27 protein-coding genes are annotated in these 25,568 nt (G+C 60.0%); all 27 read left to right on the forward strand.

Features of this window, described 5'->3' with window-relative positions:
* The first annotated feature begins 37 nt into the window (after positions 1–37).
* The 27 genes from AACY52_RS18590 to AACY52_RS18720 all read left to right on the forward strand — a co-directional run bounded on the left by AACY52_RS18590 (position 38) and on the right by AACY52_RS18720 (position 25,358).
* A complete protein-coding gene (locus tag AACY52_RS18590; RefSeq protein ID WP_339560692.1) occupies positions 38–1,462 on the forward strand; it encodes a flagellin in 1,425 nt (474 codons plus the stop codon).
* A gap of 73 nt (positions 1,463–1,535) precedes the next feature.
* A complete protein-coding gene (locus tag AACY52_RS18595) occupies positions 1,536–1,886 on the forward strand; it encodes a flagellar protein FlaG (protein WP_339560693.1) in 351 nt (116 codons plus the stop codon).
* Between the two features lie 80 nt (positions 1,887–1,966).
* Complete coding sequence (fliD, locus tag AACY52_RS18600; protein WP_339560694.1) at positions 1,967–3,358, forward strand: flagellar filament capping protein FliD; 1,392 nt, start codon at positions 1,967–1,969, stop codon at positions 3,356–3,358.
* 136 nt (positions 3,359–3,494) lie between these two features.
* Complete coding sequence (fliS, locus tag AACY52_RS18605; protein ID WP_339416628.1) at positions 3,495–3,899, forward strand: flagellar export chaperone FliS; 405 nt, start codon at positions 3,495–3,497, stop codon at positions 3,897–3,899.
* A 25-nt stretch (positions 3,900–3,924) separates the two neighbouring features.
* Positions 3,925–4,221 (forward strand): flagellar assembly protein FliT, encoded by a 297-nt coding sequence (locus tag AACY52_RS18610; RefSeq protein ID WP_015885198.1) that lies wholly within the window; start codon positions 3,925–3,927, stop codon positions 4,219–4,221.
* 168 nt (positions 4,222–4,389) lie between these two features.
* On the forward strand, positions 4,390–5,865 hold the full coding sequence (locus AACY52_RS18615) for a sigma-54 dependent transcriptional regulator (protein WP_339416625.1): 1,476 nt from the start codon (positions 4,390–4,392) through the stop codon (positions 5,863–5,865).
* 269 nt (positions 5,866–6,134) lie between these two features.
* Entirely contained in the window at positions 6,135–7,346 is a 1,212-nt protein-coding gene (locus AACY52_RS18620; RefSeq protein WP_339560697.1) for an ATP-binding protein, read from the forward strand.
* A 7-nt stretch (positions 7,347–7,353) separates the two neighbouring features.
* On the forward strand, positions 7,354–8,730 hold the full coding sequence (locus tag AACY52_RS18625) for a sigma-54 dependent transcriptional regulator (RefSeq protein WP_339436308.1): 1,377 nt from the start codon (positions 7,354–7,356) through the stop codon (positions 8,728–8,730).
* Between the two features lie 131 nt (positions 8,731–8,861).
* Positions 8,862–9,191 (forward strand): flagellar hook-basal body complex protein FliE, encoded by a 330-nt coding sequence (fliE, locus tag AACY52_RS18630; RefSeq protein WP_049712148.1) that lies wholly within the window; start codon positions 8,862–8,864, stop codon positions 9,189–9,191.
* Between the two features lie 16 nt (positions 9,192–9,207).
* Complete coding sequence (fliF, locus tag AACY52_RS18635; protein WP_339416621.1) at positions 9,208–10,989, forward strand: flagellar basal-body MS-ring/collar protein FliF; 1,782 nt, start codon at positions 9,208–9,210, stop codon at positions 10,987–10,989.
* On the forward strand, positions 10,982–11,998 hold the full coding sequence (fliG, locus tag AACY52_RS18640) for a flagellar motor switch protein FliG (RefSeq protein WP_032887877.1): 1,017 nt from the start codon (positions 10,982–10,984) through the stop codon (positions 11,996–11,998). The genes fliF and fliG overlap by 8 nt, the downstream gene beginning before the upstream one ends.
* Positions 11,999–12,008: 10 nt before the next feature.
* On the forward strand, positions 12,009–12,773 hold the full coding sequence (gene fliH / locus AACY52_RS18645; RefSeq protein ID WP_339427404.1) for a flagellar assembly protein FliH: 765 nt from the start codon (positions 12,009–12,011) through the stop codon (positions 12,771–12,773).
* The gene (fliI, locus tag AACY52_RS18650) at positions 12,763–14,121 is read left to right on the forward strand and encodes a flagellar protein export ATPase FliI (protein ID WP_339416618.1); all 1,359 of its coding nucleotides are present in this window, start codon (positions 12,763–12,765) and stop codon (positions 14,119–14,121) included. The genes fliH and fliI overlap by 11 nt, the downstream gene beginning before the upstream one ends.
* Before the next feature lie 3 nt (positions 14,122–14,124).
* Positions 14,125–14,574 carry a flagellar export protein FliJ gene (gene fliJ / locus AACY52_RS18655; RefSeq protein WP_339416616.1) on the forward strand — a complete coding sequence of 150 codons (450 nt, stop codon included), beginning with the start codon at positions 14,125–14,127 and terminating at the stop codon, positions 14,572–14,574.
* 141 nt (positions 14,575–14,715) lie between these two features.
* The gene (locus AACY52_RS18660) at positions 14,716–15,021 is read left to right on the forward strand and encodes an STAS domain-containing protein (protein WP_339416615.1); all 306 of its coding nucleotides are present in this window, start codon (positions 14,716–14,718) and stop codon (positions 15,019–15,021) included.
* Entirely contained in the window at positions 15,018–16,736 is a 1,719-nt protein-coding gene (locus tag AACY52_RS18665) for a fused response regulator/phosphatase (RefSeq protein ID WP_339416613.1), read from the forward strand. Before AACY52_RS18660 ends, AACY52_RS18665 begins: the two co-directional genes overlap by 4 nt.
* Before the next feature lie 30 nt (positions 16,737–16,766).
* Positions 16,767–17,111 (forward strand): Hpt domain-containing protein, encoded by a 345-nt coding sequence (locus AACY52_RS18670; protein WP_339416611.1) that lies wholly within the window; start codon positions 16,767–16,769, stop codon positions 17,109–17,111.
* An 860-nt stretch (positions 17,112–17,971) separates the two neighbouring features.
* Positions 17,972–19,318, forward strand: coding sequence for a flagellar hook-length control protein FliK (locus AACY52_RS18675; RefSeq protein WP_339560695.1), 1,347 nt, complete (start codon positions 17,972–17,974; stop codon positions 19,316–19,318).
* 222 nt (positions 19,319–19,540) lie between these two features.
* Positions 19,541–20,041, forward strand: a complete 501-nt coding sequence (gene fliL, locus AACY52_RS18680; protein WP_339416608.1) for a flagellar basal body-associated protein FliL — start codon at positions 19,541–19,543, stop codon at positions 20,039–20,041.
* Between the two features lie 9 nt (positions 20,042–20,050).
* Positions 20,051–21,019 carry a flagellar motor switch protein FliM gene (fliM, locus tag AACY52_RS18685; RefSeq protein ID WP_339416607.1) on the forward strand — a complete coding sequence of 323 codons (969 nt, stop codon included), beginning with the start codon at positions 20,051–20,053 and terminating at the stop codon, positions 21,017–21,019.
* Positions 21,020–21,065: 46 nt separating this feature from the next.
* On the forward strand, positions 21,066–21,533 hold the full coding sequence (gene fliN / locus AACY52_RS18690; protein WP_339416606.1) for a flagellar motor switch protein FliN: 468 nt from the start codon (positions 21,066–21,068) through the stop codon (positions 21,531–21,533).
* Position 21,534: 1 nt separating this feature from the next.
* Positions 21,535–21,966 (forward strand): flagellar biosynthetic protein FliO, encoded by a 432-nt coding sequence (fliO, locus tag AACY52_RS18695; protein ID WP_314568761.1) that lies wholly within the window; start codon positions 21,535–21,537, stop codon positions 21,964–21,966.
* Positions 21,966–22,709, forward strand: a complete 744-nt coding sequence (fliP, locus tag AACY52_RS18700) for a flagellar type III secretion system pore protein FliP (protein ID WP_339416603.1) — start codon at positions 21,966–21,968, stop codon at positions 22,707–22,709. Before fliO ends, fliP begins: the two co-directional genes overlap by 1 nt.
* A gap of 4 nt (positions 22,710–22,713) precedes the next feature.
* Positions 22,714–22,983 (forward strand): flagellar biosynthesis protein FliQ, encoded by a 270-nt coding sequence (gene fliQ / locus AACY52_RS18705; protein ID WP_003192936.1) that lies wholly within the window; start codon positions 22,714–22,716, stop codon positions 22,981–22,983.
* Between the two features lie 4 nt (positions 22,984–22,987).
* Positions 22,988–23,773, forward strand: coding sequence for a flagellar biosynthetic protein FliR (gene fliR, locus AACY52_RS18710; RefSeq protein WP_339416602.1), 786 nt, complete (start codon positions 22,988–22,990; stop codon positions 23,771–23,773).
* A gap of 3 nt (positions 23,774–23,776) precedes the next feature.
* A complete protein-coding gene (gene flhB, locus AACY52_RS18715; RefSeq protein ID WP_339416600.1) occupies positions 23,777–24,913 on the forward strand; it encodes a flagellar biosynthesis protein FlhB in 1,137 nt (378 codons plus the stop codon).
* A 361-nt stretch (positions 24,914–25,274) separates the two neighbouring features.
* Positions 25,275–25,358 (forward strand): cold shock domain-containing protein, encoded by an 84-nt coding sequence (locus AACY52_RS18720; RefSeq protein ID WP_339427463.1) that lies wholly within the window; start codon positions 25,275–25,277, stop codon positions 25,356–25,358.
* Positions 25,359–25,568: the final 210 nt, after the last annotated feature.

The raw sequence follows: 25,568 nt of genomic DNA on the forward strand, positions 1-25,568 counted from the left end.
CCGGAAGCCGCAGTATCCATCCAACGAGGATTTCGTCATGGCTTTAACAGTAAACACCAACATTGCTTCGATCACTACTCAGGGTAACCTGAACAAAGCTGGCGGCGCCCTGGCCACTTCCATGCAGCGCCTGTCTTCCGGCCTGCGTATCAACAGCGCTAAAGACGACGCTGCCGGCCTGCAGATCGCTAACCGCCTGACCAGCCAAATCAATGGCCTGGGCCAAGCAGTCAAGAACGTGAACGACGGTATCTCGATCGCTCAGACCGCTGAAGGCGCGATGCAGGCTTCGACCGACATCCTGCAAAAAATGCGTACCCTGGCTCTGTCCTCGGCAACTGGTTCCCTCAGCCCTGACGACCGTAAGTCGAACAACGACGAATACCAGGCTCTGACTTCGGAACTGACCCGAATTTCCGCCACCACCACTTTCGGCGGCCAGAAGTTGCTGGACGGTTCGTACGGTACCAAGGCCATTCAGGTTGGCGCAAACGCTAACGAAACCATCAACCTGAGCTTGGAAAACGTTTCGGCCAGCACTATTGGTTCGCAACAGATCAAAAGTAAGGCAATCGTGCCAAGTGCCGGTGGCTTGGTTGGCGGTGACATCACTGTTACCGGCAATGGTCAAACCAAGACGGTTACTTACGGCCCAGCCGCTTCGGCAAAAGACATTGCTGCAGGTCTGAACGGTTCGATTGGTGGCCTGAGTGCTAGCGCGAGCACTGAAGTTCAGCTGGAAGTGGGCGCTTCAACACCGTCTAACTTCTCACTGGCTGTGGGTAACAGCGGGGCTGTCAAGTTCGTAGGCGTCACCGATCTGGCTGGTCTGGCTGACCAACTGAAGTCTAACTCCGCCAAGCTGGGCATCAGCGTTAACTACGATGAAACTAACAAAACCCTGTCGGTTAAGTCTGATACCGGTGATAACCTGTCGTTCTCAGCCGCTGATGGCAACGCACAGACCAACATTTTGGTTGGCGCGAAAGATGGCGCCGGTGCCTTCGCCACCCCTGCTGCGCTGACTACTGCCACGCTCGTTGTTAACGGTCAAGTCTCCCTCGATTCGGCGAAAGGCTACTCGTTGAGCGATGCCGCTGCTGGTGTTTCGGACTTGTTCTCCGGCGCTACCGTTTCGTCGACCAAAACCAAAATCGCTGATACCGACGTCACCAACGCTACCAACGCTCAAAACGCCCTGGCGGTAATCGACAAAGCCATCGGCACCATCGACGGCGTTCGTTCGGGCCTGGGTGCTACCCAGAACCGTCTGACTACCACTGCAGACAACCTGCAGAACATTCAGAAGAACTCCACCGCTGCACGCTCCACCGTTCAGGACGTCGACTTCGCTTCCGAAACCGCCGAACTGACCAAGCAACAAACCCTGCAATCGGCTTCCACCGCGATCCTGTCGCAGGCTAACCAACTGCCATCCGCTGTACTGAAGCTGCTTCAGTAATCCCAGCGCTTGGTCACTAACGGAAGGGCGCGTCTACGTGCCCTTCCGTTTTTCGGTTTAGAGGAGATTGGACATGGACATGAGTGTAAAGCTGAGCCCGTCTTATCCGCTGGTTGCACCTCAAAGCGCACCTGCTCAGGTGGCAGCCGACAAAAGCATCAGTAAAGTCCAGGAAGCACCGACCATAGGCAAAGAGCCTGAGCGTGCGGACCTGGAAAAAGCGGTCACCGATATTCGAGAATTCGTTCAGGCTGCCCAGCGCAGCCTGGATTTTTCCATTGATGACTCCACCCACCGTGTGGTGGTCAAAGTCATCAATACCGACAATGGCGAAGTCATTCGCCAGATTCCGTCGGAAACGGCGCTGAAGCTGGCACAGAACCTTTCCAGCGCAAGCCACCTGTTGTTTGACGACAAGGTCTGAGCTGGCATGAAACTTGTTGCTGTCCTGTCTTGAAGCGTAATAAGTCAAGATAACGGCAGCCACCGAACAGGAGATAGATGATGGCGGGTTCAACGGTAAGTGGTATCGGTTCGAACATCGATACGCAAGCGATCGTGAAGTCTTTGGTCGATGCCGAAAAGGTGCCCAAGCAGTCGCAGATCAATACCGCGTCCCAGAAAGCGACCACCACGCTGTCTTCGATCGGCAAGATTCAGGCTGCGTTGGATGCGTTTCGTGGTGCACTGGACACGATGTCCAAGGACAGCAGCTTTACCGGTTTGACGGGTTCGTCCTCGGATGAGAAGACGGCGACCATGACGGCCAGTAATACGGCCTCAAACGGCAGTTTCCGGTTGATCGTCGACCAACTGGCCCAGGCGTCGAAGTTGTCGAGCAAGAACTTCGCCGGTGGTACATCGTCTGTTGTTAACGCTACGGATAAGCCGACTACCTTGACCATCACTCAGTCAGGTAAGCCTTACGATGTCAGCGTTCCGGCCGGTGCGACCTTGCAACAGGTGCGGGATTCGATCAATACCCAGTTTGGTACTTCGGGGCTGAGCGCGAACATCCAGACCGACTCCAATGGTTCGCGGTTGATCCTGACCTCTACCACCATGGGGACCGGTTCAGATCTCACTCTTTCTGGCACCTCGGGGCTAGATGTAGGGGCCACCGTTGTCGAGTATCCCAAGGATGCGCAGTACAGCATCGATGGTGTTGCGTCTGTGTCCAAGACCAACAATATCGAGGGTGCTCTCAGTGGTGTAAACATCAAGTTGGTGGCGCCTTCCACCTTCAAGACGAATTCGGATGTCGAAAAAAACGCTACGCTCATCACCGTCAGTACAAACAATACGGCGCTCAAGTCTGGGGTCAAGGGTTTCCTCGATACCTACAATGCCTTGATCACCGCCATGAACGCCGAGACCAGGGTCACGACGAATCTGGATGGCAGCACCACAGCTGCGGCGCTGACGGGTGACTCGACCATGCGCTCGTTGCAGAGCGCAATCCGCAATGAGTTCAACGCGTTGTCGGGCACCGGTACCTTCAAGTCCTTGGCCCAATTCGGCGTAGTTACAAGTTCGGGTACGGGGCTGCTGACGATCGATGACAAGCGTTGGGATGCTGCCGTCAAAACCAACTCGGCCGATATCAACAGCATGTTCACCGGCAAAGACGGCATGCTGGCGCGCATGAAAAACGCCACGGAGGATTTTGCCAAAGCGAGCACAGGTGTGCTGGCGACGCGTTCTTCTTCGCTGACTGATAGCCTCAAGGATTTGACCAAGCAGCAGAACACGCTCGATGAGCGCATGGCCCTGCTCACCAGCAGCCTCTCCGCCAAATACAACGCCATGGACACCCTGGTCGCCCAATTGCGCCAGCAAAGCACCAGCGTCATGACCACGCTCAATGCATTGAACAACCCAAAAACCAATAATTGATCCCTTCAGTGGATACGGGCCAGACACTTGTCTGGCCTTTTTTTATCATTGACGACTGGCCTAAAGCTTTTTGCGGCCCAGTCGACATATTGGTTACTGAATTCCTTTTCGCTGTCGCCTGTCACGAGGTAGAAACATGAATCCCATGAGAGCCCTTCGCCAATACCAGAAGGTCAATTCCCATGCTCAGATCTCCGAAGCCAGCCCGCATCGCCTGGTGCAGATGCTGATGGAAGGCGGCCTTGACCGCATGGCCCAAGCCAAAGGTGCGCTGGCGCGTGGTGACATCGCGGCCAAGGGTCTGATGCTCGGCAAGGCGATTGATATCGTGATCGGCCTGCGTGACGGCCTGGATGCGCAAAAAAGTGATAACCCGGCTTACGTCCAGCAGTTGGAAAGTTTGTATGCATATATGACCAACCGACTGATGGAAGCGAACCTGCATAACGACGCCGACATGATCGACGAAGTGGCGCGTTTGCTGATCACCGTAAAAGAAGGCTGGGACGCTATTGCGGCGCCACAGGCAGCAGCAGAATAAGGCCACCGGCCTTGAGGTACACGTTATGAGCCAAGCACTGCAACGCATTGATGAAACCCGTGAGGCGCTGATGGGCGCGCTGGCGGACCGTAACTGGGACGCCATCGGCGAACTGGACCTGGGCTGCCGTCACGTGATCGATGAGGTGCTCAGTGAAGCGCCAGTGGACGAGGATGCGTTGCGTGAGAAGCTTGAGAGCCTGTTGGCGGTTTACCAGCAATTGCTTGAGGTGACGACTGGCGAGCGCCAGGCGATTTTCGAAGAGATGTCGCAGATCAACCAAGCGAAAAATGCGTCGAAGGTCTACCATCTGTTCGGGTGAATGCGCTTAGTTAATCCGGGCGGCGCGTCATATATTTGACTGTGCCAGCATTTTTGACTTAACTAGTGCTGTTTTCAGATTTCAGACGTCTATAGAGTAAGAAGTCCTACAGCCGTCTTGATTGCCCTCACACCGGGCAGGAAGTTTTACTAGGGAAGTTGCTATTGCATGTGGCGTGAAACCAAAATTCTGCTGATCGATGACGATAGCGTCCGCCGCCGCGACCTGGCGGTGATTTTAAATTTTCTCGGTGAAGAAAATTTGCCCTGCGGCAGCCATGACTGGCAGCAGGTGGTCAGCTCATTGTCGTCGAGCCGTGAAGTCATATGCGTGCTGATCGGGACGGTAAACGCTCCTGGCGCTGTTTTGGGCTTGTTAAAGACACTGTCCACCTGGGATGAGTTCCTGCCTGTGTTGCTAATAGGCGATATTTCTTCTGTCGATCTGCCAGAAGACCAACGCCGCCGCGTGCTTTCCACCCTGGAAATGCCGCCCAGCTACAGCAAACTGCTGGATTCCCTACACCGTGCCCAGGTCTATCGCGAGATGTACGATCAGGCGCGCGAGCGCGGTCGCCATCGCGAACCCAACCTGTTCCGCAGCCTGGTCGGCACCAGCCGTGCCATCCAGCATGTGCGCCAGATGATGCAGCAAGTGGCCGACACCGACGCCAGCGTACTGATTCTCGGCGAGTCGGGCACCGGCAAGGAAGTGGTCGCGCGCAACCTGCACTATCACTCCAAGCGCCGCGACGGGCCTTTTGTGCCGGTCAACTGCGGGGCGATCCCGGCAGAGTTGCTCGAAAGCGAACTGTTCGGCCACGAGAAGGGCGCCTTTACCGGGGCGATCACTAGCCGTGCCGGGCGTTTCGAGCTGGCCAACGGCGGCACCTTGTTCCTTGATGAAATCGGCGATATGCCGCTGCCGATGCAGGTCAAGCTGCTGCGCGTGTTGCAGGAGCGCACCTTCGAGCGTGTGGGCAGCAACAAGACCCAGAGCGTCGACGTGCGCATCATCGCGGCCACCCACAAGAACCTCGAAAGCATGATCGAGGTCGGCAGCTTCCGCGAAGACCTGTACTACCGGCTCAACGTCTTCCCGATCGAGATGGCCCCGCTGCGTGAGCGCGTGGAAGACATCCCGCTGCTGATGAACGAACTGATCTCGCGCATGGAGCACGAAAAGCGCGGCTCGATCCGGTTCAACTCCGCTGCAATCATGTCCCTGTGCCGCCACGGCTGGCCGGGTAACGTGCGCGAGCTGGCCAACTTGGTGGAGCGCATGGCGATCATGCACCCCTACGGCGTGATCGGTGTGGTCGAGTTGCCGAAGAAATTCCGCTACGTCGACGACGAAGACGAGCAACTGGTCGACAGCCTGCGTAGTGACTTGGAAGAGCGCGTAGCCATCAACGGCCATACCCCGGACTTCGGTTCCACCGCCATGTTGCCGCCTGAAGGTCTGGACCTGAAGGACTACCTCGGCAACCTGGAACAAGGCTTGATTCAACAAGCCCTGGACGACGCCAACGGCATCGTCGCCCGTGCCGCCGAGCGCCTGCGCATCCGTCGAACCACCCTGGTGGAGAAAATGCGTAAGTACGGTATGAGCCGCAAAGAAGGTGATGAACAGGCAGATGATTGACGCCTGTTTTTCAAGCCGCTGATTTTGGGTGTCCGGCCTCGCCAATACTGTTCCGTTTTTGACGGCGTCTGTTGCCGTCATACTGCGTTGCAGCTCCTCCCCATAGCCAGCTATGAGTCGTCGCTGCGCCTTGTCTGACGGCAACAGCCACTCGTCAAAACGAAACTGTATTGGCGAGGCCGGGCACCTTGGTTTTTTTTCGGCACAAGTATTGCAAAAGCCCTCGCAACGTTCCGTTTAACTGACGGTCAGCCAAGCGAGAGAGCATGATGCCCCACGCCGCCCAACTATCTTCGGCCCCTGTTACCCAGGGGTTGATCCCGCCTGTAGAACCGCTGTCCCGTCAGGGGCTTGAGCACGCGTTCTCGCAGTTCAACCAGATGTCGAGCCAGCTGACCGATTCCTACAGCCTGCTCGAAGCCCGGGTGTCCGAGCTAAAAGGCGAGCTGGCCGTGGTCAGTGCCCAGCGCATGGAAGAGCTGGCCGAGAAAGAACGCCTGGCCAACCGCCTGCAAAACTTGCTGTCGCTGTTGCCAGGTGGCGTGATCGTCATCGATGAAGACGGCCGCGTGCGCGAAGCCAACCCGGCCGCCTGCGACATGCTTGGCCTGCCGCTGGAAGGTGAATTGTGGCGCCACGTCATCACCCGCTGCTTTGCGCCGCGTGAAGACGATGGCCACGAAATCTCCCTCAAAGACGGCCGTCGCCTGTCCATTGCTACCCGATCTCTTGACGCGGAGCCGGGCCAACTCGTGCTGCTCAACGACCTGACCGAAACCCGTCACCTGCAAGATCAGCTGGCGCGCCACGAGCGTTTGTCCTCGCTGGGGCGCATGGTCGCGTCTCTGGCGCACCAGATCCGCACGCCGCTGTCGGCAGCGTTGATCTACGCCAGTCATTTGACTGATGAGCAATTGCCCGCTGCCACCCATCAGCGCTTTGCAGGGCGCCTTAAAGAGCGTCTGCATGAGTTGGAGCATCAGGTGCGTGACATGCTGGTGTTTGCCCGCGGTGAATTGCCGCTGACCGATCGCATTACGCCGGCCGAGTTGATGCAGGCTCTGCAAGCGGCGGCCGCCACCCATATTCAAGACGTCCAGGTGCGCTGGCAATGCGACAGCCACCTCGGTGAGCTGCTGTGCAACCGCGACACGCTTGTAGGTTCGCTGCTTAACCTGATCGAAAACGCCACCCAGGCCAGCGGTCCAGGTGCGCGGTTCAAGGTGCACCTGTACAGCCGTGGGCAAACCCTGCGCCTGTGCATCAGTGACAGCGGTAGCGGCATCGAGCCCGCCGTTTTGCAGCGTTTGGGCGAACCCTTTTTCACCACCAAGACCAACGGTACGGGCCTGGGCCTGACCGTGGTCAAGGCAGTGGCGCGTGCTCATCAGGGGGAATTGCAGCTGCATTCCCGTCTGGGGCGTGGCACTTGTGCATTGATGACCTTGCCGCTGTTTTCATGCGCGGCAAGCGCGGAGTAGAGAGGATATGGCTATCAAGGTTCTGTTGGTGGAAGACGATCGCGCCCTGCGTGAAGCATTGGCTGACACGCTGCTGCTGGCGGGTCACGACTACCGAGCGGTCGGTTCTGCCGAGGACGCCTTGGAGGCGGTGGAGCAGGAGTCCTTCAGCCTGGTGGTCAGTGATGTGAACATGCCCGGTATGGACGGCCACCAGTTGCTCGGCCTGCTGCGTGCACGTCAACCGCAGTTGCCGGTGTTGCTGATGACCGCCCATGGCGCCGTGGAGCGCGCGGTCGACGCGATGCGCCAGGGCGCGGCGGATTACCTGGTCAAGCCATTCGAGCCTAAAGCACTGATCGAATTGGTCGCTCGGCATGCCCTCGGCGTGGTCTCGGCCAGCGAAGGCGAGGGCCCGATTGCCTTCGAGCCGGCCAGTGCTCAGTTGCTGGAACTGGCGGCCCGCGTGGCGCGCAGTGATTCCACTGTGTTGATCTCCGGCGAGTCCGGCACCGGCAAAGAAGTGCTGGCACGTTACATCCATCAGCAATCGACCCGCGCCAAGCAACCGTTTATCGCGATCAACTGCGCGGCAATTCCCGACAACATGCTCGAAGCCACGTTGTTCGGTCACGAAAAAGGCTCGTTCACCGGCGCCATCGCGGCCCAGGCTGGCAAGTTCGAACAGGCCGACGGCGGCACCATCCTGCTCGATGAGATTTCGGAAATGCCTCTGGGCCTGCAAGCCAAGTTGCTGCGGGTCCTGCAGGAACGTGAAGTAGAGCGTGTCGGCGCACGCAAGCCGATCCAGCTGGATATCCGCGTGGTCGCTACCACCAACCGCGACCTGGCGGGCGAAGTGGCGGCGGGGCGCTTCCGTGAAGACCTGTTCTACCGTCTGTCGGTATTTCCCCTGGCCTGGCGCCCGTTGCGCGAGCGCCCGGCGGACATCATCCCGCTGGCCGAACGCCTGCTGAACAACCACGTCAAAAAAATGAAGCACGCTCAGGCACGCCTGTCCGCTGAGGCCCAGGCTTGCCTGATCAGCTATCCGTGGCCGGGCAACGTGCGGGAATTGGACAATGCCATCCAGCGCGCGCTGATTCTGCAGCAGGGCGGGCTGATCCAGCCCCAGGATTTCTGTTTGGCCATGGGCAGCGGTGTGGCGCCGCTCCCGACCTTGGCGCCCGCGCCCGTGGTGGCTGAAATCGAAACTGCCGGTGCCCTGGGCGACGACCTGCGTCGCCGCGAATTCCAGATGATCATCGACACCCTGCGTTCTGAACGCGGCCGCCGCAAAGAGGCCGCCGAACGCCTGGGCATCAGCCCGCGCACCCTGCGTTACAAGCTGGCGCAGATGCGCGACGCCGGCATGGACGTGGACGCGTACCTATTCGCCACCTGATCTGTATCGAGGCCGACAAGCTTTGTCGCCTTTTCTTACGACTTGATACAGAGCTGGCACCCTTGTTGCTACTTCCCCTAGTAATTGCGGCGTAGCGTCAAAAAACTGCGGGTTGTCGGAGAGAGAAGTTCATGAGCCAAGGTATTGAGTTCAATCGGTTGATGTTGGATATGCGCTCCATGCAAATGGACGCCATGGCTCAACCGAAATCCGTCGCGCCAGCGCCGGAATTGGGCCAAAGCAGTTTCGCCGACATGCTGGGTTCGGCGATTAACAAAGTCAGTAGCACCCAGCAAGCCTCCAGCCAGTTGGCCAATGCGTTCGAGATCGGCAAAAGCGGCGTGGACCTCACCGACGTGATGGTCGCTTCGCAAAAGGCCAGCGTTTCGTTCCAGGCGCTGACCCAAGTGCGTAACAAGCTGGTTCAGGCTTACCAAGACATCATGCAGATGCCGGTTTAAGGACGAGATTTAAGTCATGGCAGAAGCAGTCGTGGACAACGCACCCGCCAAGGCAGACGGCAAGCCGCCCCTGTTTGGCCTGTCGTTCCTGGAAAACCTCTCTGAAATGACCATGCTGCGTCAGGTGGGCCTGATGGTCGGCCTGGCTGCCAGCGTGGCAATTGGTTTTGCCGTGGTGCTGTGGTCGCAGCAACCTGATTACCGGCCGCTGTATGGCAGCCTGGCGGGCATGGATTCCAAGCAGATCATGGAAACCCTGGCCGCCGCCGACATCGCCTACACCGTTGAGCCCAACTCCGGGGCGCTGCTGGTCAAGGCCGACGATGTGGCCCGTGCGCGCATGAAGCTCGCGGCGGCCGGCGTGACCCCGTCCGACAGCAATATCGGTTTTGAAATCCTCGACAAGGACCAGGGCCTGGGGACCAGCCAGTTCATGGAAGCCACTCGCTACCGTCGTGGCCTGGAAGGCGAACTGGCGCGCACCATCTCCAGCCTGAATAACGTCAAGGGTGCACGCGTGCACCTGGCCATTCCGAAGAGCTCGGTGTTTGTGCGCGATGAGCGCAAACCCAGTGCTTCGGTATTGGTTGAGCTGTTTTCTGGCCGCTCCCTTGAGCCTGGCCAGGTCCTGGCGATCATTAACCTGGTAGCCACCAGTGTTCCTGAGCTGAACAAGTCGCAGATCACCGTCGTTGACCAGAAGGGCAACCTGCTGTCCGACATGGCCGAAAACTCCGCGCTGACCCAGGCCGGCAAGCAGTTCGACTACAGCCGTCGCATGGAAAGCATGCTCACCCAGCGTGTGCACAACATCCTGCAACCGGTGCTGGGCAATGATCGCTACAAGGCTGAAGTGTCCGCCGACATCGACTTCAGCGCCGTCGAGTCGACCTCCGAGCAGTTCAACCCGGACCAACCGGCGTTGCGCAGCGAGCAGTCGACCAGTGAACAACGCACCGCCGCCAATGGCCCGCCGCAAGGCGTGCCGGGTGCCCTGAGCAACCAGCCACCGGCCCCGGCCTCGGCCCCGCAAACCACGGGTGGCGCTGCCGCTACTGCGGGTGCGATTCAGCCTGGCCAGCCATTGCTGGATGCCAACGGCCAGCAGATCATGGACCCGGCCACCGGCCAGCCGATGCTCGCACCGTACCCGGCGGACAAGCGTAACCAGTCCACCAAGAACTTCGAGCTTGACCGTTCCATCAGCCACACCAAGCAACAACAGGGTCGCGTCAATCGCCTGTCGGTGTCGGTGGTGGTCGATGATCAAGTCAAGGTCAACGCTGCTGACGGTGCGGTAACCCGCACCCCATGGAGCGCCGACGAATTGGCGCGCTTCACTCGCCTGGTTCAGGACGCGGTCGGTTTCGACGCCAGCCGTGGTGACAGCGTCAGCGTCATCAATATGCCGTTCTCCGCCGAACGTGGCGAAGTCATCGCCGAGGCCGCGTTCTACACACAGCCGTGGTTCTGGGACATCGTCAAGCAAGTGCTGGGTGTGTTGTTTATCCTGGTACTGGTGTTTGGCGTGCTGCGCCCGGTGCTCAACAACATCACCGGCAACGGCAAGAAACAACTGGCTCCCTTCGGTGGCAGCGATGTCGAGTTGGGTGGCATGGGCGGCCTGGACGGCGAACTGGCCAACGACCGCGTCAGCCTGGGCGGCCCGCAAAGCATTCTGTTGCCAAGCCCGAGCGAAGGCTATGACGCTCAGTTGAACGCAATCAAGAGTCTGGTAGCAGAAGACCCGGGCCGTGTGGCCCAAGTCGTGAAAGAGTGGATTAACGCAGATGAGTGATCGAGCCGCTGTTGCCAAGCTCACCAAGGTCGATAAAGCCGCAGTCTTGCTGCTGTCCCTCGGTGAAACCGACGCCGCCCAAGTGCTGCGCCACATGGGCCCCAAAGAGGTTCAACGGGTCGGCGTGGCCATGGCGCAAATGCGCAATGTGCACCGCGAGCAAGTCGAGCAGGTGATGAGCGAGTTCGTCGAGATCGTCGGCGACCAGACCAGCCTGGGCGTCGGCTCCGACAGTTACATCCGCAAGATGCTCACTTCGGCCCTGGGCGAAGACAAAGCCAACGGCCTGATCGACCGCATCCTGCTGGGTGGCAACACCAGCGGCCTCGACAGCCTGAAATGGATGGAGCCGCGCGCCGTTGCCGACGTGATCCGCTTCGAGCACCCGCAGATCCAGGCGATCGTAGTGGCGTACCTCGACCCCGACCAGGCCGGTGAAGTCCTCGGCCACTTCGACCATAAAGTGCGCCTGGACATCATCCTGCGCGTGTCGTCGCTGAACACCGTGCAGCCGGCGGCCCTGAAAGAACTCAACACGATTCTCGAGAAGCAGTTCTCGGGCAACTCGAATGCCTCGCGTACCACCCTGGGTGGTATCAAGCGCGCGGCCGACATCATGAACTTCCTCGACAGCTCGGTCGAAGGCCAGTTGATGGACTCGATCCGCGAGATCGACGACACCCTGTCCGGCCAGATCGAAGACCTCATGTTCGTGTTCAACAACCTCTCCGATGTCGACGATCGTGGCATCCAGGCGTTGCTGCGCGAAGTCTCCTCCGACGTGCTGGTACTCGCACTCAAGGGCTCGGACGAGGGCGTCAAGGAAAAGATTTTCAAGAACATGTCCAAGCGCGCCTCGGAACTGTTGCGCGACGACCTGGAAGCCAAAGGCCCGGTGCGCGTCAGCGACGTGGAAACCGCGCAGAAAGAAATCCTCACCATTGCCCGCCGTATGGCCGAAGCCGGAGAAATCGTTCTCGGCGGGAAGGGCGGCGAAGAAATGATTTAAGGCGCTTTCCATGTCGAACAAAGATGAGGCACCCAGCGATCTGATTCGCGCACGGGATGTCGGCGGGTTCGACATCTGGTCGTTGCCCAGCTTCGATCCGCACGTGCCGGAGCCTGAGCCGGAGCCGGTTGTAGAAGCTCCGGTGGAAATGGAAGAAGTGCCGCTGGATGAAGTCCAGCCACTGACCCTGGAAGAGTTGGAAGGCATCCGCCAGGAGGCCTACAACGAAGGCTTCGCCGTCGGTGAAAAAGACGGTTTTCGCAGCACCACGCTCAAGGTGCGCCAGGAAGCCGAGGTAGCGCTGAGCGTTAAGCTGGCCAGCCTGGAGCGCTTGATGGGCTGCCTGTTCGAGCCTATCGCCGAGCAGGATTCGCAGATCGAAAAGTCCATGGTCGACCTGGTGCAGCACATTGCCCGCCAGGTGATCCAGCGTGAGCTGGTGCTGGACTCCAGCCATATCGAAAGCGTGATGCGCGAAGCGCTTAAGCTGCTGCCCCTGGGCGTCGGCAATGTGCGGCTGTACATTAACCCGCAGGATTTCGAACAGGTCAAAGCCCTGCGCGAGCGCCATGAAGAAACCTGGCGCATCGTCGAAGATGCGGCGCTGCAACCCGGTGGCTGCCGTGTCGAAACCGAACACAGCCGGATCGACGCCACGGTGGAAACCCGCATCAGCCAGATCACGGCCAAGCTGCTGGACCAGGCCCACGAGCAGGTGTTGAACCCGGCAGAGCCTGACCTGAGCGTGGACCTGGACGCACCCGATGCGCCTTGATCGCACCAGCTTCGCCAAGCGCTTGAGCGGTTACGCCGAAGCCACAGAGTTGCCCGGCCAGCCAATCCTTGAAGGGCGCCTGCTACGCATGGTCGGCCTGACCCTCGAGGCCGAAGGCCTGCGCGCCGCCATGGGCAGCCGCTGTATGGTGATCAACGACGACAGCTACCACCCGGTGCAGGTCGAAGCCGAAGTGATGGGCTTTTCCGGCAACAAGATTTTCCTGATGCCCGTCGGCAGCCTGGCAGGCATTGCCCCCGGCGCTCGCGTGGTGCCATTGGCCGATACCGGCCGTCTGCCCATGGGCATGAGCATGCTCGGCCGCGTACTCGACGGCGCCGGTCGTGCGTTGGATGGCAAAGGCGGCATGAAGGCCGAAGACTGGGTGCCAATGGACGGCCCTACCATCAACCCGCTTAACCGTAACCCCATCAGCGTGCCGCTGGATGTGGGCATTCGCTGCATCAACGGATTATTGACGGTCGGTCGCGGCCAGCGTCTGGGCCTGTTCGCCGGTACCGGCGTGGGTAAGTCGGTGTTGCTGGGCATGATGACGCGCTTCACCGAAGCCGACATCATTGTGGTGGGGCTGATCGGCGAGCGGGGCCGCGAGGTGAAGGAATTCATCGAGCACAGCCTCGGCGAAGAAGGCCTCAAGCGCTCGGTTGTGGTCGCGTCGCCGGCGGATGACGCGCCGCTGATGCGTCTGCGCGCCGCCATGTACTGCACGCGCATCGCCGAATATTTTCGCGACAAGGGCAAGAACGTCCTGTTGCTGATGGATTCGCTCACACGTTTCGCCCAGGCCCAGCGGGAAATTGCCCTGGCCATTGGTGAACCGCCGGCCACCAAGGGCTATCCGCCGTCGGTGTTCGCCAAGCTGCCCAAGCTGGTTGAGCGCGCCGGTAACGCCGAGGCCGGCGGTGGCTCGATCACCGCGTTCTACACCGTATTGTCTGAAGGCGATGACCAGCAGGACCCGATTGCCGACTCGGCGCGGGGCGTGCTCGATGGCCACATCGTGCTGTCGCGGCGCCTGGCAGAAGAGGGGCACTACCCGGCCATCGACATCGAAGCGTCCATCAGCCGGGTGATGCCGGCGGTGGTTACGCCGGAACACATGGCCCGCGCGCAACAGTTCAAACAGCTGTGGTCGCGCTACCAACAGAGCCGCGATTTGATCAGCGTCGGCGCCTACGTGGCCGGCGGCGATCGCGAGACTGACCTGGCTATCGCCCTGCAACCGCAGTTGGTGACCTACTTGCGCCAGGGCCTCAACGACAAGATCAGCATGGGCGAAAGCGAAGCGCACCTGCAGACGATCTTCGCTCCTGCGCCGGGCGGCTAAGCCATGGCCAACAGCCGTGCTGCGCGCCTGGCTCCGGTGGTGGACATGGCCGAAAAAGCCGAAAAAACCGCCGTTCAGCGCCTGGGGTATTTCCAGGGCCAAGTCCGCCTGGCGGAAAGCAAACTGGGTGACCTGGAGCGCTTTCGCGGTGAGTACCAGCAGCAATGGATCGAGCGCGGCACCCAAGGTGTCTCGGGCCAATGGTTGATGGGCTACCAGGGCTTTCTCAACCAGCTGGAAACTGCCGTCGGCCAGCAACGCCAGAGCCTGGCGTGGCACCAGAACAACCTCGACAAGGCCCGCGAAAGCTGGCAGCAGGCGTTTGCCCGCGTCGAGGGCTTGCGCAAACTGGTGCAACGCTACATTGACGAGGCGCGGGCGCTGGAAGACAAGCGCGAGCAGAAGCTGCTGGACGAACTGTCACAGCGCCTTCCACGCCAAGAACAGTATTAAGGAGTGGGCTTACCTGCGATGGCCACGGGCATTTACACACACAAATATTGCATAGCCCACACACATTTGATTTGTTGTGTTGCCCATAGCCGGTTCACCTGCTAAACCTTGTGTCATTGCCAATGACAAGGAAGCAGTCGCATGTCAGTTGAGTCAGAAGTATCCCTGGATGGGAAGAAATTGACGATCGTGATCAAAGGTCGGTTCGATTACGGCAGCCATCAAACCTTTCGCGAGGCCTATGAGCCGTTCAACAAAGTGCCTGAGTTGTACGTCGTCGACTTGAAGGACACCCTCTACATGGACAGCTCGGCCTTGGGCATGCTCTTGCTGTTGCGTGATCACGCGGGGGGCGACGACTCGGAAGTCCGGGTAATCAACAGCAACTCCGATGTGCGCAAGATCCTCGCTATCTCCAACTTCGACAAACTGTTCGACATCAGTTGAGCGCCCTGGCCCCCGTCCTTGAACCGCTGACGATCCTGATCGCCGAAGACAGCGCCGCCGACCTGCTGTTGCTGGCGACCATCGTACGGCGCCAGGGCCACCAAGTGCTGACGGCCACCAACGGTGCAGAGGCGGTCGAGGTGTTTATCCGTGAGCGCCCGCAGTTGGTGTTGATGGATGCGCTGATGCCGGTGATGGATGGCTTTGAGGCGGCGCGCCGGATCAAGCAGTTGGCGGGTGAAGAGCTGGTGCCGCTGATTTTCCTCACCTCCCTGCGTGAGAGCGAGGCCCTGGCCCAATGCCTGGATGCCGGCGGCGATGATTTCCTGCCCAAACCCTACAACCAACTTATTCTCGCGGCGAAGATCAATGCGATGGACCGTCTGCGGCGGTTGCAGGCCACGGTCCTGCAGCAGCGAGACCTGATCGCCAAGCATCATGACTATCTCCTGCATGAGCAGCGGGTGGCCAAGGCGGTGTTCGACAAGGTTGCGCATTCGGGCTGTATCAACGCCGCGCCGAATATTCGCTACCTGCAATCGCCCTACGCGTTGTTCAACGGCGACTTGCTATTGGCCGCCTACACGCCCTCCGGCGACATGCATGTGTTGCTCGGCGATTTCACCGGCCACGGCCTGCCGGCGGCGGTGGGCGCCATGCCCCTGGCAGAAGTGTTCTACGGCATGACCGCCAAGGGTTACGGCCTGGCGCAAGTTTTGAGCGAGATGAACGCCAAGCTCAAGCGCATCCTGCCGGTGGACATGTTCTGCTGCGCCACGCTGTTGTGCCTGAGCACGCAGCGGCGGGTGGTGGAGGTGTGGAACGGCGGCATGCCCGAAGGGTATGTGCATGAAGTCGCCACCGGCAGACGCACGCCACTGGCATCCCGACATTTGCCGTTAGGGGTGCTGTCGGCGGAGGCCTTTGATGATCGCACTGAAGTCTGGCCCATGGCCCTGGGCGACCGGGTGTTCTTGCTGTCCGATGGCGTGTTGGACACTGCTGGCGCCAATGACCAGCTGTTTGGCGCAGAGCGTTTGCAGCAGGTGTTCGCTGCCAATCGCGAGCCTGACCGTTTATTTGAAGATATCGAACAGGCCCTGGCGGCGTTTCGAGGTGAAGCGCGGGATGACGTGAGCATGGTGGAAATCACCCTGCAAGCCGGCCAGCAGCCGCGTGCCACCGGGCAGTTATACGCCGACAGCGGGCAGGCATGCCCGCTGGATTGGTCGGTGAGTTTTGAATTCCGCGCCGAAACGTTAAAACGTTACAACCCTTTGCCGTACCTGTTGCAACTGTTGCTGGAAATCCATGGCCTTCGCGAGCAGAGCGGGGCGCTTTACAGCGTGATGGCCGAGCTGTATTCCAACGCGCTGGAGCATGGCGTGCTGGGCCTGGACTCCCGGCTCAAGCGCGATGCCCAAGGGTTTGCCGAGTATTACCACCTGCGCAATGACCGCCTGAACCTGCTGACCAGCGGTTATGTGCGGGTGCATGTGCAGGTGGTGCCGACGCAGGGGGGCGGTCGCCTGAGCCTGTGTATTGAAGACAGCGGCGCGGGCTTTGACGTGGAACAGGTGCTGGCGCGGCCGCGGGACATCGACCGTCTGTCTGGCCGGGGGTTGAGCTTGGTACGGCAGTTGAGCAGCGATGTACGCTGGTCCGATGGCGGGCGCAGTGTCTGCGTGGAGTTTTGCTGGGAGGCTCTGGCATAATCTGCCGATTCTTGATCAAGGAGCGAGCAAGTGATTGATCTACATCTGGACCCAGATGTGTTGTCGGGTTTGCAGGAAGTCATGGAAGGCGAGTATCCCAAGTTGCTTGATACCTTTCTCGACGATTCCCAGAAGCGTGTCGAGGCGCTGCGCAAGGCGCGGGATGATGCGAAGGCGTTGGGGCGGATTGCGCATAGCTTCAAGGGGAGCAGTGGGAACCTTGGGGCGGTGCGGTTGGCGCAGTTGTGTCAGCGGTTGGAAATTGAGTCGGTTCAATCCACCACGGATCTGGGGGCGCTCGTGGATCAGATTGATTATGAGTTTGCTTTGGTTAAGCCGCTGTACGAGTCGGAGCGGCAGCGGTTTGGGGTTTGAGTTGCGGTTGTGTGCATATCCGTTATTTAGGTAACGGCCCCTTATGGTTCCGCTCTTACAGCGGGTCACTTTTTGAAGAGCGCAAAAAGTAACCAAAAACGCTTCGCCCCAACACTCGGCACCTCGCCTAGGCTCGGTGTGCCCGAACGAAGGCTTTGGAGCGTGGGCCGCCGCGATGGGCCATCCTTGGCCCAGCGCGGCTAACCCGGCGTCCTGCCGGGTTACCCACGCTCCAAAGCCTGCGTTCGGCCAGCGTGTTTAACGGGGCGCCCCAGATCAAAAGCAAAGCGCGGCGGCCTTAGGGCCGACCGGTTTTCTAACTGCCAATCTCGGTCCAAATGTGGGAGCTGGCTTGCCTGCGATAGCATCACCCTGGTTTATCTGATGTACCGAGTTGCCTGCATCGCAGGCAAGCCAGCTCCCACAATTTAAATCTCCATTCATCAGGCAGATATCAACCCGCTCTTGATCTGCTCTTGATCTGGCTTGTGATCTTGATCTGAGGCGCCCCGTTAAACACGCTGGCCGGAATTCGACATGGATTTGGGGGGTAAACCGGCAGGGATGCCGGTTTAGCCGCCCCGCGCCATGGATGGCGCGTGGCGGCGGCCCCCCAAATCCATGTCGGATTACGGGCACACCGAGCCTAGGCGAGGTGCCGAGTGTTGGGGCAAGAGCCCTTTGCTTACTTTGGGGCTCTTTTCCAAAGTGAGCCGCCGTAAGGGCGGAACCAATAGCAGCCGTAACCGCAGAAACGGATATGTACACAATAAAACCAGTCCAACAAGAAACCTGGCCCAACTCTTGCTATACCTCCTGATACTGCATCCCCGATCCCCATGCAGTGGAGACCTTTACCTATGCCAGTCGCCCCGAATTCGCTCCTTCAGGCTGCCCCCGCGGCCAAGCCTCAAGCACCCGTCGCCAACCCACCGGCAGCGGTTGCGACCCCACGGGACACGGGCCCTGGCTTCGCTCAAGTGTTCGCCAGCCAAGGCGCCAAACCCACGGTCAAGGCCGACGATAACTCGCCCAAACCCACTGCCGGCAAGTCTTCGGATGCAAGTGCCAAACCTGCAGCGGGCAACGACAAACCTGCCGCCAGCACGCCAGCGGTTGCCGATAGCGGCAAACCCTTGCCTGCCACCCCGCCGGCCAAGACCGACGACTCTGCCAGCAAAGACGACGACGCATCGTCCGACCCGACCCTCGTGCAGCAGCCTCCGGCTGATCCGGTGGTCGATCCGGCATTGATTGCCACCGTCACCCCGGTGGCTGTGACGGTAATACCGGTAGAAACCCCCGCGCCCCTGACCGCCGCCAAGGATGACAAGGCTCAGCCGGTAGTCGCGGCACCGATCGCAGCAACCGAGGAGGCCAAGCCGGCCTTCGACCCGGAAGCTGATCCCCTGGATGCCATGCCGGCCGTGCGCCTGGCGATGGAGCAGGGCGGTCATGTCTCTGCCAGCAGCCAGGCGCAGGCGAAAGCGGCCCCGGCCCCGGCCCCGACTCAAGATCAGCCGACCGCCGCGCAGAATTTTGCTGCTGGCCTGGCCACTATGGTCGACCAGCAAGCCTCCAAGGACAGCACTGACCAAGGCGGCGACAAAGCGTTCAGTGGGCTGATCGAGGACGGGCTCAAGGACCTGAAGAACGCCAGCAGCGACACCCGTGTCGATGACTTCGCCAACCGCTTGGCCGCGTTGACTCAAGCCGCCACGCCGAAAACCGCCAATGCCTTGCCGCCGGTGACTAATGCGCCATTGGCCATGCACCAGAGCGGCTGGACCGACGAAATCGTCAACCGCGTGATGTACCTGTCCAGCGCCAACCTCAAGTCGGCGGAGATCCAGTTACAGCCGGCTGAACTCGGTCGCCTGGATATCAAGGTCAACATGACCGCCGACCAGCAGGCCCAGGTCAACTTCATGAGCGCCCACCCGGTGGTGCGTGAGGCGCTGGAAAGCCAGTCGGGGCGTTTGCGCGAGATGTTTGCCCAGCAGGGGATGGGGCAGGTGGATGTGAACGTGTCTGACCAGTCTCGTGGTCAGGAACAACAACAGCCGCAGGCCCAGACCCGTGGAGTGGGCGGCGGCAGCGGGCGTGGTGACAGCGGCGACAACGGCGCTCACGTTGACGTGGCTGAAGCTGTCGCGCCTGTGACCTCTACGGTGATCGGCTCCAGCGCTGTCGATTACTACGCCTGACTCGAACCCTGCACAGGCCTAAATGTAGGAGCGGGCTTGCTCGCGAATGCGGTGGATCAGTGACAGATGGATTAACTGACACACCGCATTCGTGAGCAAGCCCGCTGCCACATGGGATATCCAGCGTGACATCTGCCCCTGTCTACCAGACAACTCTGGCATAACACTTGCTCTTGCCTTTCCGTAGATCTATGAATCCCCGAATAGTGACGGATTATTGGCATGGCGAAGAGCGACGACGCAGTAAAAGCACCCGCAGGCAAAGGTAAGCTCAAGCTTATCCTGTTGATAGTCGTGGGCCTGCTCCTGGCCATCGGCGCCTCGGTGGGTGGCACCTGGTACATCATGCACAGCAGCGCCGCCAAACCGGCAGCCGCCGCTGAAACTGCCAGTAACGTCAAGCAACCGGCAATCTTCGAGCCGATGCTTCCGGCCTTTGTCGCCAACTTCAATCAGAACGGTCGTCAACGCTACCTGCAGGTGAGCATCACCTTGCTGGCGCGTAACCAGTCGGACCTGGATGCCCTCAAGGTGCATATGCCAGTGATCCGCAACAACTTGGTGATGCTGTTCTCCGGCCAGAGCTTCGACACACTTGCCACCCCGGTAGGCCAGGAAATGCTGCGCCAGAAGGTCACTGCCAGTGTGCAGGAAGTGGCCCAGAAGGAACTCGGCAAAGTCGTGATCGAACAGGCGCTCTTCACTAACTTCGTATTGCAGTAGGATCACGACATGGCCGTGCAAGACCTGCTGTCCCAGGATGAAATCGACGCGCTGCTGCATGGTGTCGACGATGGTCTGGTACAGACCGAAATGGCTGCCGAGCCCGGCAGCGTCAAAAGTTATGACCTCACCAGCCAGGATCGCATCGTCCGTGGGCGCATGCCGACCCTGGAGATGATCAACGAACGTTTCGCCCGTTACACCCGCATCAGCATGTTCAACATGTTGCGCCGTTCGGCGGACGTGGCGGTGGGCGGTGTGCAGGTGATGAAGTTCGGTGAGTACGTGCATTCGCTGTACGTGCCCACCAGCCTCAACCTGGTCAAGATCAAGCCGCTACGCGGCACTGCGCTGTTCATCCTTGACGCCAAGCTGGTGTTCAAGCTGGTGGACAACTTCTTCGGTGGCGACGGCCGTCACGCCAAGATCGAAGGCCGTGAATTCACCCCCACCGAACTGCGGGTGGTGCGCATGGTGCTGGAGCAAGCCTTCATCGACTTGAAGGAAGCCTGGCAGGCGGTCATGGAAGTCAATTTCGAGTACATCAACTCGGAAGTGAACCCGGCCATGGCCAACATCGTCGGCCCCAGTGAAGCGATTGTGGTGTCGACGTTCCACATCGAACTCGATGGCGGCGGCGGCGACCTGCACGTGACCATGCCTTACTCGATGATCGAGCCGGTGCGCGAAATGCTCGACGCTGGCTTCCAGTCCGACCTGGACGACCAGGACGAACGTTGGGTCAAGGCCCTGCGCGAAGACCTGCTGGATGTCGACGTACCGCTGAGCGCCACCGTGGCCCGTCGCCAGTTGCGTCTGCGCGATATTTTGCACATGCAGCCGGGGGACATCATCCCTGTCGAATTGCCGGAAGAAATGATCATGCGCGCCAGCGGCGTGCCGTCGTTCAAGGTCAAGCTCGGCTCCCACAAGGGCAACCTGGCACTGCAAGTGGTCGAGCCGATCAACCGTCGCTGATTCGCCCTAATTAATTTATGAATGTTTGCTCCGCCGAGGACATGTAATGGCTACCGAACACGAAAACACTTCCGCCGAAGACCAGGCCCTGGCTGACGAATGGGCGGCTGCCCTGGAAGAAACCGGCGATGTTGGCCAAGACGATATCGATGCGCTGCTGGCCGCTGACGCTGCCACTGCACCGGCCGGCAATCGCCTGCAAATGGAAGAATTCGGCAGCATGCCGAAGAACAACGACCCGGTGACCCTCGACGGCCCGAACCTGGATGTGATTCTCGACATTCCGGTGTCGATCTCCATGGAAGTCGGCAGCACCGAAATCAACATCCGCAACCTGCTGCAACTCAACCAGGGCTCGGTCATCGAGCTCGACCGCCTGGCCGGCGAGCCGTTGGACGTGCTGGTGAACGGCACCCTGATTGCTCACGGCGAAGTGGTCGTGGTCAACGAAAAGTTCGGCATCCGCCTGACGGACGTGATCAGCCCGAGCGAACGCATCAAGAAGTTGCGCTGATATGAAACGGCTGATCGTGGGACTGTTAGTCGCATTGCCCCTGGACGCCTGGGCCGCTGAACCGGTGGCCCAGGCCGCCGCTGCGCCCGTGGGCAGTGTCGGCGGGCAGCTCACTCAGCTGGTGCTGGGCCTGTTGCTGGTGGTCGGCTTGATTTTTGCGCTGGCCTGGCTGATGCGCCGCGTACAGCGCGTGGGCCCGGGCAACGGCCAGGTGATCGAAATGATCGGCTCCCGTGCCCTCGGCCCGCGTGATCGGCTGGTGTTGGTGCAAGTGGGTGAGGAACAGATCCTGCTGGGCATTACCCCCGGACGCATCACTCCGCTGCACGTGCTCAAGACGCCGGTAAACGTGGACCCGTCCAAGCCCGCCACGCCAGAATTCGCTCAGCGCCTGATGGAGTTGCTGGGCAAGGATCAGAAGGATAAGAAGTAATGCGCGTTTTATTGACGCTCATGCTGTTGCTGGCGGCGCCATTGGCGCTTGGCGCCGACCCGCTGTCGATCCCGGCCATTACGCTGGGCACCAATGCGGCCGGGGCGCAGGAGTATTCGGTCAGCCTGCAGATCCTGCTGATCATGACCGCGCTGAGCTTTATCCCGGCGTTTGTCATGCTGATGACCAGCTTCACGCGGATCATCATCGTGTTCTCCATCTTGCGCCAGGCCCTGGGCCTGCAGCAGACGCCGTCGAACCAGATCCTCACCGGCATGGCGTTGTTCTTGACGATGTTCATCATGGCGCCGGTGTTCGACAAGGTGAACCAACAAGCGCTGCAACCGTACCTGGCGGAGAAAATGACGGCCCAGGATGCGATCGACAAAGCCCAGGTCCCGATCAAGGATTTCATGCTGTCGCAGACCCGCTCCAGCGACCTTGAGCTGTTCATGCGCCTGTCCAAGCGCACCGACATCGCCACCCCCGACCAGGCGCCGCTGACCATCCTGGTGCCGGCGTTTGTCACGTCCGAGTTGAAGACCGCGTTCCAGATCGGCTTCATGATCTTTATTCCGTTCCTGATCATCGACTTGGTGGTGGCGAGCGTGCTGATGGCGATGGGTATGATGATGCTGTCGCCGCTGATCATCTCGTTGCCGTTCAAGATCATGCTGTTTGTGTTGGTGGACGGCTGGGCGCTGATTATCGGCACCCTGGCCGGCAGTTTCGGCGGGGTATAGCGCGATGACACCTGAAGTTGCCGTCGACCTGTTTCGTGAAGCGCTGTGGCTGACCACCTTGATGGTCGCCGTGCTGGTCGTCCCGAGCCTGTTGGTGGGCTTGCTGGTGGCGATGTTCCAGGCCGCGACCCAGATCAACGAACAGACCTTGAGTTTCCTGCCGCGCCTGCTGGTGATGCTGGTCACGCTGATCGTTGCCGGTCCGTGGCTGGTACAGACCTTCATGGAATATATCCTGCAGTTGTACGGCAGTATTCCGCAGTTGATCGGCTGACCCGATGCAGTCTTTGCTGGCATTGACCGACACTCAGATCAGCACCTGGGTGGCGTCCTTCATCCTGCCGCTGTTTCGCGTAACGGCGATGTTGATGGCCATGCCGGTGTTCGGCACGACCCTGGTGCCACGGCGCGTGCGCCTGTACTTTGCGGTGGCGATTACCGTAGTGATCGTGCCGGGTTTGCCACCGATGCCGCCGGTGAATGCCATCGACCTCAGCGCACTGCTGCTGATTGCCGAGGAGGTCCTGATCGGCGCTATGTTGGGGTTCTCCCTCTCGCTGTTTTTCCAGGCCTTTGTCATCGCCGGGCAAATCATCTCGATCCAGATGGGCATGGGCTTCGCGTCCATGGTCGACCCTACCAACGGTGTGTCGGCGGCGGTGATTGGGCAGTTCCTGACCATGCTGGTGACCCTGCTGTTCCTGGCGATGAATGGGCACTTGGTGGCGTTCGAGGTGTTGACCGAGAGCTTCACCACCTTACCGGTCGGCTCGGGGCTGGTGGTCAATCACTTCTGGGAAATCGTGGGGCGCTTGGGTTGGGTGTTGGGCGCCTCGCTATTGCTGGTGTTGCCGGCGATCACTGCGCTGCTGGTGGTCAACATCGCGTTTGGTGTGATGACCCGCGCGGCGCCACAGCTGAACATTTTTTCGATTGGTTTCCCGTTGACCCTGGTGTTGGGCATGGGGATTTTCTGGCTCGGCCTGGCTGACATTCTCAATCAGTATCAACCGCTGGCGACCGACGCCCTGCAGTTCTTACGTGATCTGGCACGGGCGCGCTGAGCCATGGCCGAGAGCGAGAGTGGTCAGGACAAAACAGAAGACCCCACGGAGAAACGTAAAAAGGACTCGAGGGAAAAGGGCGAGATTGCGCGCTCCAAAGAGCTCAACACAGTTGCGACCATGATGGCCGGCGCCGGCGCCTTGCTGATCTACGGCGGTGGCCTGGCGCTGGACTTGATGGAGTTGATGAAGCACAACTTCGCCTTGCCCCGCGAGGTGCTGCTCAATCCTGGCGCCATGGGCCAGTACCTGCTGCACTCGGGGAAAATCGCGCTCCTGGCGGTGCAGCCGATCCTGATCACCTTGCTGCTGGCCGCGTTGATCGGCCCGGTCGCCCTCGGCGGCTGGCTGTTCGCCGCCGGCAGCATGGCCCCCAAATTCAGCCGCATGAACCCCGGTGCCGGGCTCAAGCGCATGTTTTCCGCCAAGGCTCTGGTGGAGTTGCTCAAGGCCCTGGCCAAATTCATTCTGATCTTGTTTGTGGCGCTGATGGTGCTCTCGTCGGATATCGACGATCTGCTGCGCATCGCCCATGAACCGCTGGAGTCGGCGATCATTCACAGCGTGCAGGTGGTGGGCTGGAGCGCGCTGTGGATGGCCGCCGGGCTGATCATCATTGCCGCCGTGGATGCGCCGATCCAGCTGTGGGAAAGCCATAAGAAACTGCTGATGACCAAGCAGGAAGTGCGCGACGAGCACAAGGATTCGGAAGGCCGCCCCGAGGTGAAACAGCGTATTCGCCAACTGCAACGGGAAATGTCCCAGCGCAAGATGATGGCCGCGGTGCCCGACGCCGACGTGGTCATCACCAACCCGACGCACTATGCCGTGGCCCTCAAGTACGACCCGGAGAAGGGGGGGGCGCCGATGTTGTTGGCCAAGGGCAGTGACTTTACGGCCCTTAAGATTCGTGAGATTGCGGTGGCCAACAACATCCTGTTGCTGGAGTCGCCGGAGTTGGCGCGGTCGATCTTCTACTCCACCGACCTCGACCAGGAAATTCCCGCCGGGTTGTACCTCGCCGTGGCTCAGGTGTTGGCCTATGTCTATCAGATCCGCCAATACCGTGCGGGCAAGGGCAAGCGCCCGGACCCGCTGAAAGACTTGCCAATCCCGCCTGAATTACGCCGCGACTCCTGATCATCTCCGCCTATCACGCCTCATGATCTTCCGTCTACCTGTCATATTTGACAGTAGCCATCTTGTGCTTCCCGCAGTTCTACTACAGCCAGCACTGCGCGCAGGCTGTAAACGAGATGCAGGGAGAGAGGGGAAGATGTTCAGAGGCACGGTCAAATCTTATGACCGCAAGACTGGGAAAGGTTGGATTGCCCTGGAAGGTGGGGACGACGTGCAAGTGGATCTCTTGGGTTCTCGCTGCATCTGGCTTGCGGTGGGCCAGCGAGTGGAATTTTGCATGATTCACCGGCCCGATGGCGTCTTTGCGTGCGAAGCCAGAGTTATCCCTAATGTCCTTGAGCGAGATGTCAGGGGAACGGCAATGGCAACCGGTACGGTGAAATGGTTTAACGCGCAGAAGGGGTTTGGGGTTATCACTCGGGACGAAGGTGAAGCTGATCAATAGCGTCGGTTGTTCGGCGCCATCGAGCACTCGCTCCGCCAGCCCAATCAGCTGTGCGACGCCCCGTGCGCCCCCTCATTTGAATCGATTCACACTTGGGAGTTCGGTTGCTTGTGAGGTCATCACAGCTCAAGCCAGAAGCGATCTAAGCGGCAAAGCAAAAGTTGGAAGGCTTCTTGCAATAACGCCTTCAGGACGCCTCCCGGCGTCAAA

The sequence above is a fragment of the Pseudomonas sp. EA_65y_Pfl1_P113 genome, from assembly GCF_963970525.1.
Taxonomy (GTDB): domain Bacteria; phylum Pseudomonadota; class Gammaproteobacteria; order Pseudomonadales; family Pseudomonadaceae; genus Aquipseudomonas; species Aquipseudomonas tritici.